The sequence below is a fragment of the Hymenobacter artigasi genome (assembly GCF_012275535.1).
Lineage (GTDB): Bacteria > Bacteroidota > Bacteroidia > Cytophagales > Hymenobacteraceae > Hymenobacter > Hymenobacter artigasi.
The window spans coordinates 95971-109594 of sequence record NZ_JAAVTK010000005.1 but is presented as its reverse complement, the minus strand read 5'-3'; the positions used below and the strand labels follow the sequence as shown (position 1 = coordinate 109594).

Genomic DNA, 13624 nt, shown 5'->3' with positions numbered 1-13624 from the left:
TCCATTATGCTTAGTCGTTTTGGCCTAATTGTTTCCAACTATACGCTGTTGTCGGCTTTTCTCAGGGCTTTCTCCCTGACCATCTAACGCGGGCAGGGTGAGAGCACCTGCGGGGACGTATCGCCGAGCAGCGTTTCCAGAAAATACGGCATCTGTGCCGAGTTCGAGTAGCCAATCAGGCCGTGGTTAAATTTTCCTTTCTCGCGGCAGCCGTAAAACGGAATCTGGTAGCTGTGGCCATCGTGACTTCTGGTGTTCACGGCATCGGCGACGAAGCCGTAGGCGCTGTTGCTGCGGCCCAACTGGGTATAGCCCAAGTACCAGTTGAGGGGGGCGAGTAGCCAGAACTTGTTCAGCACCTTATCGGTGGGATTGTAGGTGATGACGACACGGCGGTAAATACTGCTCTTGGGGTCCGTCAGAAGAGGGGTGCGGTCAGTATAGTCGGTGTAGGTGGCACCGGGGGTGGCTGCCGCGATGCTGCCCAAGCGCAGGTCGGGGGTAGTGGGCGTGCGGTAGTTCGCGTTGTCGTGGCAGGCTTGCTGGTAAAAAAACCGGGATGTTTGTTTGCCGTTGCCGGCAGGCTCGGTAAGCATTTGCCAAAAACTAAGGTTGCTGTCCGCTGCGCTGACGACCTGTTTCCCTCCCATCGAAGTAGTTACGTTCCAAAGCGCGTTGCATCCTACTAAGGTACCAAGGCTGTGGGTAATTATTCGGACCGGGTATTGGGGAGCGAGTTGATTGAGTACCCCACGCAGGGCCAGGCCGGCGAACTGTGCGTTGGGTTGGGAATAGCGAAAAAAGTAGGGAGCGGCCCCCCGTCGCCCGTCCCAATACACCTCCAGCAGTTGATGGGGGCCGCGGGGGAGCCCCTCGCGCCGCATTCGAGCCGCCACGGCATCATAGGAAGCTTCGGCTTCGCCGGCGGTGTTGTTGAAGCCGTGAATAAGAACGACGAGCGTTGCTTGCGGACCCACGGCGGCCAGGCGGGCATTGATAGCGGCGGCGGCTTCGCGGCGCAGCGCGGCCTGGAAAGCAGGCCAGCCTTCGGCGGGGGCGCTGGTAATGGCGGCGGCCGTCGTATCGATGCCGTGCAGGGCGTAAAATTTACGGAGCGTGTGGGGGTGCCCCTTGGCCAAATTCTCCAGTAAGTAGCCCTCGTACTGGTCGCGCAGCTCTTCTTCGCTAATGAATACGTCGTCGGGAGGGTACAGGCTACCGTCGCGGTCGATGAATAGTCGCAAGGGTTTAGTGGGTGTAGTGTTCAGCGCGTAGCTGCGGGACATGCCCACTAAGGTGGTGGGCCGGCCCGTGAATACCCGGCACCCGCTCAACAAGCCGACGATAAGACCCACCTGCCCGCCGACGAGCAAGAAGCGTCGCAACACGCTCACAAAAGCATTTGTCATGACTGATGAATTTAACAGCATTGGAATCAGGACACCGCCTTTCGGCTCGAAGTCCCACGTATTACCGGAGTGCATTTAGCTCAGCACGGGCTTTCAGCTCATCTTTTTCTTTGGGGCGGTCGTCGGTGAGGATATAGATTAGCTTGAGGCCCACGCTTAGCACGGTGCGGGACACGAAATAGGTGTCGTCGCTGGGATTGAGGGAAGTGAGGAAGGTATTGGTTTTATAGTCCGGCACGGGCGCATTCATGAATTGCAGGTAATAATCCCGCACGAAGCGTTGGCTGGTGGCTTCAAGCAAGATGCCTAATTGGAAATGCTCATCGAACCGAATACCAAGGCCCATTCCTAAATCCAGCTTGCGGTTGAAACCGGAACCAGCGGCGGTAAAATCAACCAGATTTAATGCCAGCAGAACCGATAAGGGATAGGGGCTCGGCTCGGCTTCACCGACCGGATTACCATCATTATCAAAGTGTTTGTAATAATACACGGTCTTGTTGTAGGCTACGATGCCCGATACCACGCCGGAGTAGGGAGTTAGTCGCTCGCGGGTGAGGGCGTAGTTGCTAGCCGCGTTTGAGGAAGCCCCCAACGAGTAGCTATAGGTATGGTTCAGGTTGTAGCCGCCCCCAAAACCCACCCCAAACTTGATATTGCGGCTACCGATTAGCTTGCCATCCGTTGGGCTGTTGGTGGGGGTTTGGGGGCTGTCGGCAATGGTGGTGGCAGCTCCCGCCGCAGCCGTTGCCACCTTATTGACGGCCTGCCCGTCGGTTATTATTTTTTCGGATGCAGTGACCGCCAGTCCCATTTCTGTTTTCCGTTCGGTGGCATCGGTGGCCACGGCCACGGCTTCGAGGTGCTGCACTACTTGCTGGGCCTGGGCGACGATGTTGTCGCTTTGCAGCACTGCTTGCGCAGTTTTTAGCTGGGCTTGACTGGCGGCCTGCTGGCTGCTGGCGGCAATACGCTGGACGGCTTCCTGGCGGATTTTCTCGATGGGGTCGGTTGCGGTTGCGGGGCTGGCCACCGCGCCTTTCACTTTATCGTAGGCCTCGGCCGCCGCCCGGAAGGCGGCTACCGCCGCCACGTTGGCTTCGCGGGCGGCGGCCAGGGCAGTTTTGGCTTGGTCGGTCGCCTCCTTTAAGTCGTCCTTATCCTTATTTCTCAATAGGCCGTTCAGGGTAAGCGAATTAGGCAGGGCCTTTAGGGTTTTGCCGGCAGCTTGAACGGCTGCCAACGCTTTGGCGCTTTTGCCGGCGGCCTGCGTGGTGGCTTCGGCAGCAGCGGTCAGGGCCTCGCGGGTGGTCTGGGCCACTCCGAAGAGCGGTAGGGCGAGGGCTAGCAGGATGGTTAGAAGAGGTGTTTTCATGCGAGGCTCACGCTTTGATACTGGATAAAGGCAAATATATAGTTCAATAATTAAAACAATGTCTGTCTAGCTTAGCGTTTGGGGGTGGGGTGGCGGGTGCCTACTTTCGCGCAAGGGCGCGGCCCGCTGGTAAATGCTACCACCCGGCTGGTAGTTTATTACATTTACAGGCTTGCTTCCAGCCACTGTGTTTGTCTGAACGGAAAGCGCTGGATTGGCCCCATCTACTGGACTATTTGATTTTGAGCACACTACTATTTGACCGGGTGCCCCGGCCGCAGGTTTTTGAGGACAATTTGTGGGAGGCGGCCGACCGGCTGCGGGCGAAGAGCAACCTGAAGGCCAGTGAGTACGCAGCCCCGCTGCTGGGGCTGTTCTTTTTGCGGTATGCCACCAACCGGTTTGAGGCGCTGAAACCGGCGGCACAGGCGGCCTGGGAGGCGCAGAAAGACAGCCGCAACTCGGAGGAGCTGGCGGAAACCTACGTGCGGCTGATTGGCTTCGTGGTGCCGGCGGCGGCGCACTACGACCAGACCCTGCTGCTGCTGAGCGGGACGGATAATGCCCCGGAGGCAGTGATTGCGGCGATGGAAGCCTTTGAGGAGGCCAACAACGCGGGGGTGCCGGAGAAGTCGAAGATTGTGCTGCCGAAGGCGGACTACCGGAAGATACCGGATGACGTGCTGCGCGACATTCTGGCGAAGGTGGCGGACTTGCGGGTGGCGGAGGGCGACGTGTTCGGGAAGATTTATGAATACTTCCTGGGCAAGTTTGCGCTGAGCGAGGGGCAGAAGGGCGGCGAGTTCTACACGCCCACTTCCGTGGTGCGGCTGATTGTGGAAATAATGGAGCCGCACACGGGGCGCATTCTGGACCCGGCTTGTGGGACGGGGGGCATGTTTGTGCAGTCGGCTAAGTTTGTGCGGAGCCACGAGCAGGCGGGGCAGCTGTCGATATATGGGCAGGAACAGAAGGCGGAAACCACGATGCTGGCGCGGCTGAACCTGTTTGTGAACGGGTTGAAGAGCGACGTGCGGAACATCAACTCCTCGTTGGCGGCGGGGGCGTATGCCGACCCGGACTATGCCGACACGCTGGGCAAGTTTGATTTCGTGATGGCCAACCCGCCGTTCAACGTGGATGGGGTGAGCGCGGCCGACATCAGCCAGCACCCGCTGTTTACGACTTACGGGCCGACGCTGGCGGTGAAGGGCAAGGGCAAAACGGCGGAGACGTACGGCAATGCCAACTACCTGTGGATTTCGCTGTTTGCGACGGCGCTGAACGAGAAAGGGCGGGCGGGGTTTGTGATGGCCAACTCGGCGAGTGATGCGCGGGGAGCGGAGGCGGAAGCCCGCGCCAAGCTGGTGCAGGCGGGCATGGTGGACGTGATGGTGACCATTGCGTCGAACTTCTTTTACACGGTGACGCTGCCGGTGACGCTGTGGTTTCTGGACCGGGCCAAGACGGCGGCCGGCCACGAGCGCCACGACCAGGTGCTGTTCATTGATGCGCGGCGGGTGTATAACCAGGTGTCGCGTAAGCTGCGGGAGTTTACGCAGGCGCAGCAGCAGAACCTGACGGCCATCGTGTGGCTGTACCGGGGGGAAACGGCCAAGTTTGCGGCGCTGCGGGCAAGCTACCTAACGGCGCTGGCGACCTGGCGCGACACGGAAGTGACGGACCCGGACTACGTGCCGGTGCGGGCATACCGGGGGCTGGCGGCGCACCGCACAGCCTATGCGGCGGCGCTGGTGGCGCTGGCCGGGCGGGTGGTGGACTGGCGCGAGGGGGTGCGGCTGCTGCTGAGTACGGACGCGGAAGCGGCCCTGGCCGCGCACCCGAGCTGGGCCGATGACCTGGCGGCGCTGGCCGGGCTGACGGCCGACACGCTGCCCGCCGACAAGGCGGGGCTAATGGCGCTGAGCCAGCGGGCGGAGGGACTGGTGAACTTCGCGGATAAGACGCTGCGGCCGGCCAAGGATAAAAGCTGGAGCGGGGCCAACCTGCGCGGGGCACTGCGGCTGGTGGGCGACGAGCGCGACGGGCTGCTGTTCGTGCTGGAGCGGGTGGGCTACTTTGAAACGCAGCTGGCCTGGCTGGATGGGCACTTCCCCGATGGGACGTACCGCGACGTGGAGGGCTTGTGCTACCGGGCGAGCCGGGCAGACGTGGCGGCGCAGCAGTTTTCGCTGAACCCCGGCCGCTACGTGGGCGTGGCTCTGGACGATGACGGGCGCAGCCCGGAGGAGTTCCGGGAGTTTGTGGCCGCGCAGGCGGCCGAGCTGGCGCGGCTGCACACGGAGGCCGACGCGCTGCAAGGGGCTATTGCGCGGGACGTGGCGGTGTTGTTTATGGACGTGACGCGGGAGGAGGTGGTAGCGTAATGTGGGAAGAGACAGAGCTTGACAATCTGATAACGCGGCTGGTTGATTATCGGGGTAAAACACCGACTAAAACTGATTCTGGCGTTAAGTTGATAACTGCAAAAGTTATCAAGGGTGGACGTATAGTTGAAGATGCCGAACATGAGTACATTGACCCAATGGACTACGACGCAACGATGCGCCGAGGCATTCCGAAAATTGATGATATTATCATAACAACAGAAGCACCACTTGGCGAGGTAGCCCTCATCAAAACAAACGAGAGAATAGCAATTGCTCAGCGAGTTATTTTATTTTCACCCAATATTCAAAAAGTAGTCCCCCAATTCCTATACTACTCTTTTCTAACTCAACTTGTACAGGAAAGACTCTATGCAAAAGCCACTGGAACTACTGTTGTTGGGATTTCAAACCCTGGTCTGAAAAGTATAAAAATCCCCCTCCCTCCCCTACCCCTGCAACGGCAGATAGCGGCGGTGCTGGGGCGCTACGATGCGCTGCTGGAGAATTACCAGGGGCAGGTGGCGGCGCTGGAAGGGCTGGCGCTGGAGCTGTACCGGGAGTGGTTTGTGCGTGGGCGCTGCCCTGGGGCGGCCGTGGGGAGTGCGGGGGAGCTGCCGGCGGGGTGGGAAGTACGGCGCTTAGGCGATGTAATAGAGTTAAAGTATGGTAAGGCTCTAATTGCCGAAGACCGAGTACCTGGCGAATTTCCAGTTGTTGGCTCTAGCGGCATTGTCGATTTCCATGATGAGCCACTGATTAACCGTCCTGGAATTGTGGTTGGCAGAAAGGGCAACGTAGGTAGCGTAATCTGGCTTGACAAACCGTTTTATCCGATTGATACTGTGTTTTATGTCGAATCAGAGTTGAGTTCCTATTACCTCTTTTACGACTTGCAAATGCAAAACTTCATCAGTGGCGACGCGGCGGTTCCGGGCCTCAATAGAGAACAAGCGCTTGGCAATAAAGTAGTTGTGCCCGATGCAAATTCACTAGCTGAATTTGACCGGATTGTTGGGCCAATCTTCAAAAAACGTCTTAATCTTAACAACCAAATAGACTTGCTCCGCGCCACCCGCGACGCGCTGTTGCCGCGGCTGCTGAGTGGGCAACTCGTGCCGGCAGCGGCTCCGGTTGCTTAGTTTCTGTTTGGTCGTCGCGGCAACTAAGCGGTAGAGATGCTTAGCTCCGCTGACCTTCGGTTCGGCTGCGCTCAGCATGACATTCTTTCAATCTGATTTCCTGACGTTCTAAATTCACCTCCCCTCTTCACTTAACGCTTCTACCCGGCTATGGCCTTTATTTCGGAAAATGACATCGAGGAGGCCTGCGTGAAGGTGCTGCTCAACGAGCTGCACTACGACCAGCACATCAACCTGTGGAAACTGGAGGAGGCTGCGGCCAACGCCAAGTTTGGGCGGGCGGATACGCAGGGCGTGGTGATGCTGGGGCAACTGGCCAAGAGCCTGCGGAAGCTGAACCCGGCCGCGCCGCCGGCGGTGCTGGACGAGGCGCTGAAGGTGCTGACGCAGCGCCGGGGGCACCTGACGCTGTTTGAGGCCAACCGGGAGGTGACGCGGCTGCTGCAAAAGGGCCTGAACGTGTCGGGCATTGCCAAAAACGCGCAGGGCGTGGCGGTGGATGTGCGGGTGCGGTTCGTGGATTTCGTAGCGCCGGCCAACAACCACTTCGCGGTGGTGCAGCAGCTCACGATACGCGGCAAGGGCAACCGACGGCCCGACCTGCTGGTGTTCGTGAACGGACTACCGCTGGTGTTTGTGGAGCTGAAAAACGCCACCGAGGACACGCGGCAGGCGTACGACAAGAACCTGACCGACTACCGGCGCGACATCGCGCAGCTGTTCGACTACAACCTGGTGGTGGTGCTCAGCAACGGGCTGGTGACGAAGGTGGGCAGCCACACGGCCGACTGGGAGCAGTTTTTCAACTGGGAGAAGGTGGCCAGCGAGGACGAGAAGCCGGTGCCGGAGAAGTCCATTGACCTGGTGCGGGTGATGCAGGCCCTGTTTCGGAAGGAAACCCTGCTGGACCTGCTGGAAAACTTCGTGCTGTTTTATGCCGACCGGGCCAAGATTGTGGCCAAGAACCACCAGTTTTTGGGGGTGAACAACGCATTGGCCGCGTTTGAAAACCGGGAGGCGTTGGCGGGGAAGCTGGGGGTGTTCTGGCACACGCAGGGCTCGGGCAAGAGCTTTTCGATGGCATTTTTCGTGCAGAAGGTGCGCCACAAGGTGCGCGGCGGGGCCAGCCTGAAGTTTGTGCTGGTGACGGACCGCGAGGATTTGGAGGGGCAGCTGTGGAAGACGTTTACGCGCAGCGGGCTACTGGAGCCGAAGCCGTCGGCGCGGGCCAGGGACGGCAAGCAGCTGGCGGAGATGGTGCGGGCCGGCGCACCGGTGGTGTTCACGCTGATTCAGAAATTTAAGTCGCCGGGCGGCAAGGGCGGGGTATTTAAACCGCTGACCGAGCGGGGGCAGGACTATGTGGTGCTGGTGGACGAGGCGCACCGGAGCCAATACAACGACCTGGGCGAGAACCTGCGGCGGGCGTTTCCGGGGGCCAGCTACCTGGCCTTCACGGGCACGCCGCTGCTGGACACGGTGGAAACGACCAAGGAATGGTTTGGGGGCTACGTGAGCCGCTACGACTACCTGATGAGCGTAGCGGATGGCTCAACGGTGCCCATCTTCTACCACAACCGGGTGCCCAAGATGCAGCTGCAAAACGACGCGCTGAACGACGAGTACGCCGAGATAGTGGCCGACGAGGAGCTGAGCACGGAGCAGCAGGAGCGCCTGACGCGGGAGTACGCCAACATCACGACGGTGATAACCGACAACGACCGGCTCGATACGCTGGCGCAGGACATTGTGGCGCACTTTCCGGGTCGGGGCTACCTGGGCAAGGGCATGGTGATTAGCATTGATAAGGAAACGGCGGTGCGGATGCACGACAAGGTGCTGGCGCGCTGGGACCTGAAGATAAAGGAGCTGCAAGGGCAGCTAAACCCGCTGCCGGCGGGCAGCCCGGAGCGGCTGGCGCTGGAGCGAACGCGCAAGTGGATGCGGGAGACGGAGATGCTGGTGATTGTGAGCGAAGAGGCCGACGAAAACAGCAAGTTTGACAAGCTGGGGCTGAACCTGCGCCCGCACCGGGCGCGGATGAACAAGACCTACGGCGACGACCACGACACAATAGAGGACCGGTTCCGCAACCCGGCCGACAAGTTTCGGCTGGCGTTTGTGTGCGCCAAGTGGCTGACGGGGTTCGACGCGCAAACCGTCTCGACGCTGTACCTGGACAAGCCGATGCAGAACCACACGCTGATGCAGACCATTGCGCGGGCCAACCGGGTGGCGGTGGCGCTGGACGCGGCGGGGCAGGTGGCCACGGCCGATACGCTGCACCCGATTGGGAAAACGTCGGGGCTGGTGGTGGACTACCTGGGGGTGTTTACGCGGCTGGAAAAGGCGCTCGCGAAGTACGCGCAGCCCAAGGGCGGCGGGAAAACGACGTACCCGGCGGAGGTATTTGAAGACTTGCTCCGGTACCTGGAAGCGGCCATCGTGGAAGCGGTGGGCTTCCTGACGCGGCAGGGGCTGGACCTGGGCGAAGTGCTGAACAGCCCGGCCACGTTTGACAAGCTGACGCAGTTCGACGCCTTCGCCGATGCGCTGTCACGGACGGAGGAGCTGAAAAAGGAGTTTTCGGTGTACCAGACGGCGGTAACGTCGTTTTACGAAGCATGCAAGCCGGATATTCTGACGGAAGAGCTGCTGCCGGCGGGGCCGTACCGGGGGCGGTACCGGCGCACGAAGGACGCGCTGGAATACCTGCGGCGCATCATCGGGCGGCAGCAGGACGGCGAAGGGGGCGACTACGAGGAGGCGCGGGTGAAGGCCACCGCGCTGATTGACGAGGCCATCGTGGCGCAGGGCTACACGATTACGTCGCTGGCAGAAATTGACCTGACCAGCATCGACATGGACAAGCTACAGGAGCGGTTTAAGGCGGCCCCGTTTAAGCACCTGGCCATTTCGGACATGGTGAACTTCCTGCAGGAGCGGCTACAATCTTTGCTGGACCGTAACGTGACGCGGGTGGATTTGCGGGAGAAGCTCCAGACGATTATTCAGCAGTACAACAGCGTGAGTAGCGACGTGGAGGCCTTTTTTAAGGCCCTGAAAGAGTACGCGGAGAAGCTACAAACAGAAGAGAAGCGGGCGGCGGCCGAGGGGTTGAGCGAGGAGGAGCTGGAGCTGTTCGACCTGCTGTTTCAGGAGAAGCTGAGTGAGCCTCAGAAAGTGGAGGTGAAGAATGCCGCGAAGCATTTGTTGGAAACCCTGCAGGCGAACGAGACGCGCCGGACGCTGCTAACTCCAGACTGGCACAAGAACCCGCAGCTGCAACTACAGGTGCGGGACATGCTGGGCGCGGTGATGCTGGGGGATTTGTCGGAAGCGGCGTACCCAAAGGAGGTTTTCAAGGAGAAGCGGCAGGCAGTGTACCAGCACGTGTACGACCAGGCGGCGCGGGGGGCGCGGTACTGGGCGTGATAAAACTGGACAGAAGGCTACTGCCAATGATATGAGCAGTAGCCTTCTGTTTTCTTCCTGGTTAAGCCAGAAACTCTGCCTGGGTTAGCGCAATCCAAAATCGCCTTTTTAAACAGTTTCGTTAGTTAATATCAAACTAGTAACCGGACTGTTTTTACCTCCTTGCGGGTCGCGTCACGGTTATTAGCTTTTAGCACGGCCTCAATTTTCATACCCTCGTTTAGTCCGTGTGCATCAATCTGGGATTTATGAATGTGGGCTTGCTCATTGGTGTCTGTAGCCACAAATACAGCGGCAGTATGCCGCACATTCGTGACAGTACCATGCACATAGGTTTCTGGGGTAATGGTAGTGGGCAGGGTCCAGGCATTCCGATGAGTGGACAAAGCGTTTGGGTCAGATACAAAGTCCTTAAACCAAACCAATAAATCCATAACCTGGTAGGTTAAGGCCGCTAGTAGATATGGCGTTTTTACTCTCTGACGCAATTCAAGGAGGTTGGATGAAGTAGCAGGGCCATCCTCGTGTGAGCCGCTGCTGGTCAGGTCTAGAAAAACTCGAGTTGCTTGCCCTAATAGCTTAGGCATAAGAGCCGACCGAGGCACTGCATAGAGTTGGCTCGATACCTGAATTCTTTTTCCGCTGAGAAACTCGGTGCAGTTTGCCAGATTCACTTCACCGCGTGGGATGCACTCAGCTGGGAGGATGCCAAAGCGCTGGGCGGCATGAAACACTCCTTCCACAATTTTACGCAGGTTATTGAACTGTGTATCATCATCGTGGTTAGACTGAGGTTTTTCTACCACTGCAAGCACTTTCGCCAGCAGACGGCCAGCCTTTTCACTAACAAACTGGTCGGTACAGGCAGCAAAGGCGGGCTGGTAGCGGCTGCGTAACTGAGACTCGGGCTGCTCGTCTACGGCCGTCTTGATGGCAGCAAACAATGCTTCGGTTTCGGCCAGTGAGCCTTTCCTAAAGAAGGTGTACTGCTGACCAAAAGTCTCGTCATCCTGTAACCCTTTTTGACCGGTAAGCACGAAGTAGGGAAAGTATTTCTCGTACCTAAGCGCGTTGATTTGGTCGCGTGCTTCGCTTAGGGCCCGAATGCTTTCAGTACCAGATTGCTGGCCTTTTTTTTCGAAGGATTTTGCGTCCAGCAGAATAGCGTCGTAACGCGACAGGTTTTGCCGAAGGTGTTCAAAACCAGCCTCCACAGAGCTAAATCCGACAAGGGTAATGTCGTTGTCTATGGCATGGCCAACCAACTCGGTGAGTTTATCAAACTCGTCATCAATCCAGAGAACTCTATACATCTTCGACATCAGGGTCAGCGGTTTCGGCTGCCGAAAGTGGCAGCGTTATGGTGTAAACTACAGCAGAATCAGGGTACTTGGTCGAGCTAGACGCCTTGACCTCACCACCAAAGTAGCGGACAATTTCTTGAACTTCATAGCCCCCGATTCCGGTGTTACCGGTTTCGCCGGCAGGCTCCCCTTTGCGAAAAAGTTGGCTGGGGTCAAAGTTGAGAGGAAACGGCTCACCGTTGTTGCTCACTCTGATTTGAAGCTTGGGGCTCACTGTGTCGTCAAAATATGTATAAGCAGCGTGTATAGCGACTTTGTTGTCTGCATTACGGGTACCCTTGAAGCCATGCCGGTCGGCATTGTCCAAAATGTTACCAAAAAGCAAGTCAAGCAAATGTTCATTGGCTTGAACATATATCTCTGATTGCTTGGACTTATCAAAAACTTCAAGCAGTAAAAGTTCCTGCGAACCTTTGAAAGAAGTCGAGAAGCTGCGCGCCGTAGCATTGGTACGCATGACCAAGCGGCGCAAATAGCCAATCATTTCAACCGCATCTAGTGGGTAGTTCTCCAATACTAGCTCATGCTCGTTGCGGTTAAGAGTTCTGTAAATAAAGTCAACGGCTCGCTTGAGAGCGTCAATTGTATTTTGCACCGTAGTTGTTTCGGCAGCACTCATGGGGCTATCGAGCGTTAGCACAGTATTGGCGCTGCCGTAGCGACGGATAACGTGCTCAAGTCTTGCAACGCCTGATGCAAGGTTTTGCTGTGGTTGACCGAGCGAGTGCTTCAGAGCTGCGAACTGTTGAAAGGTTTCAGCTTTGCGGGTCCGCGAATCCCGCAGGGCGTCAACTTCCTTTTGCTTTTGCTTTATCATCTGTTCCCACAGACTCGATACAACAGCCTCTTGCTGGGCAAGACTTTTGGGCAGTCGGAGGCGCAAGCTTAGTAAATCCTTGCGTGAAAGGTTAGAAATCGTCGAGCCGATTTGGCGCGCTTTAACCTGCTTCATCACGTAATCAGAGTTCAATTCAGTGACCAAATATGCTACGTTGACCTTTGTGGCATCTAGGCGAAGCGCAGCTATTTCAGATGAAACAACGGCTTGGTCATCAGAATTATAAGTATACCAAGTTGGCTTAAGTGTATTTCCACGCAGGGCAACAAGTAACACATCTTCAGTGAGCAAAGTGACAGCCTTGTTGATGTACTCAACTGACTGGTCCACAATATCCAGTTGAAATTGCAGGTCGTCGTTTTTAAGGCTACGAATAGATACTAATCGTCCTGTCATCGGCGCGTTATTACGGCCATTTGTCCGAACAGGGGTAGCTATTTCACTCAATAGTGTATCGTCTGGGTGGGTCTCCTCAGGTGAGAGGTAGCGACGCGGGCTTAGATTGTAATCATTAGCAACCAGTGTTTCGCGGGTGACGCTAACGGCACTTTCACTGGGGTGGTAACCTTTAATTACGCCTAATAGCGCTTCAGCATCAAGAACCTTTTGACGGCCCTGGGCAGTAGTAAATGACCCCGCGTCAATAAACCGAGGCCGATTATCCTCGCGGTAGTTTTTACCCAATACCAATAAAGAAAAAATCACACCCGTAGATGTAAGAATTCCTGATGGAAACTCTACAACAGCTTGGAGCCATCCAGCCTCAACCAGATTTTTGCGCAGTTCATATGTTGCAGAGCTACCGCGAAACAAGAAGCCTGCTGCAACAGGCACTACAGCCCGTCCACCCGAATTTAAATTCTTTATAATGAGTTGAATAAGCGCCACATCACGTTGCAACAGCGCTGGGTATTCGCCTGAGGGCATCTCCACAGGGCGTGAGTCAAATACCAAATTAGACACTAGCACCAAATCCCAACTGATACCATTTGGCCAAATAACAATTGGGTCACCAATTTCAATACTACTGTGATGAAACCGGTGCGCCGCAAGGTGCAATGTCCCCAAAGCAGCTATAGTAGAATTTGGTTCTATCCCGAGAAGAGGAGTCTGCTTATCAATATAATTGACAAATTGAGCTACTCCAGCGTAAGGAATTAATATTCGCTCAGCTTGACTGGCAGGGAATATTTGTGTGATTACCTTAATTAATTCTTGCGGCAAAACCCACTCGTTGCTATAAGCACGATTGCTACGCGAAGGATACTCAATAGCAAAATCAAAAATCATTGCGTACTCCTCTTGTTCCATTGATGGCAAGCGAAGCGAAGCCAATAAGTCTAATAGGCGGTTTAAAATGGGTTGCTCCAACTTCAATGTTTCAGCTATGAGCATCTCATAAGCACGGTGCAACGTGCTTCCGTTAGACGGCATTTCTGTGGGCTTGCCAGAATATGACCAATTCGCCAGAGCAGAGGCCCACTGCGATGACGACACAGAGTGAGGGCTACTAGTAAATATTTCAAAAGGCAGGCCAGCACGCATGTGAGCTAGCATATAGCAGATGGCTATTTGACCAATGCTTTGCTGCTGGTACCCTCCAATGTGAATAATATTGAAGGCTTCCTCTATTACTAGCTGATGCCGACTGCTGATTTGACCGTTGTTTTGCAT

The 13624-nt window shown here is 56.6% G+C and carries 7 protein-coding genes; 3 read left to right on the top strand and 4 right to left on the bottom strand.

Annotated features, from left to right (window positions below; genetic code table 11):
• Positions 1–83 precede the first annotated feature (83 nt).
• Complete coding sequence (locus tag HBN54_RS10320) at positions 84–1409, bottom strand: lipase family protein (protein WP_168673118.1); 1326 nt, start codon at positions 1407–1409, stop codon at positions 84–86.
• A 61-nt stretch (positions 1410–1470) separates the two neighbouring features.
• On the bottom strand, positions 1471–2784 hold the full coding sequence (locus HBN54_RS10315) for a hypothetical protein (protein ID WP_168673117.1): 1314 nt from the start codon (positions 2782–2784) through the stop codon (positions 1471–1473).
• 242 nt (positions 2785–3026) lie between these two features.
• On the opposite strand from HBN54_RS10315, the gene HBN54_RS10310 reads away from it, so the two are divergent.
• The 3 genes from HBN54_RS10310 (at position 3027) to HBN54_RS10300 (ending at position 9748) form a co-directional block, all read left to right on the top strand.
• Positions 3027–5171, top strand: coding sequence for a class I SAM-dependent DNA methyltransferase (locus tag HBN54_RS10310; protein WP_168673116.1), 2145 nt, complete (start codon positions 3027–3029; stop codon positions 5169–5171).
• Positions 5171–6313 (top strand): restriction endonuclease subunit S, encoded by a 1143-nt coding sequence (locus HBN54_RS10305; RefSeq protein WP_168673115.1) that lies wholly within the window; start codon positions 5171–5173, stop codon positions 6311–6313. The genes HBN54_RS10310 and HBN54_RS10305 overlap by 1 nt, the downstream gene beginning before the upstream one ends.
• A 150-nt stretch (positions 6314–6463) precedes the next feature.
• On the top strand, positions 6464–9748 hold the full coding sequence (locus HBN54_RS10300; RefSeq protein ID WP_168673114.1) for a type I restriction endonuclease subunit R: 3285 nt from the start codon (positions 6464–6466) through the stop codon (positions 9746–9748).
• 131 nt (positions 9749–9879) lie between these two features.
• On the opposite strand, the gene HBN54_RS10295 is transcribed toward HBN54_RS10300, so the two are convergent.
• Complete coding sequence (locus HBN54_RS10295) at positions 9880–11061, bottom strand: hypothetical protein (protein ID WP_168673113.1); 1182 nt, start codon at positions 11059–11061, stop codon at positions 9880–9882.
• Entirely contained in the window at positions 11054–13624 is a 2571-nt protein-coding gene (locus HBN54_RS10290; RefSeq protein WP_168673112.1) for an N-6 DNA methylase, read from the bottom strand. Before HBN54_RS10290 ends, HBN54_RS10295 begins: the two co-directional genes overlap by 8 nt.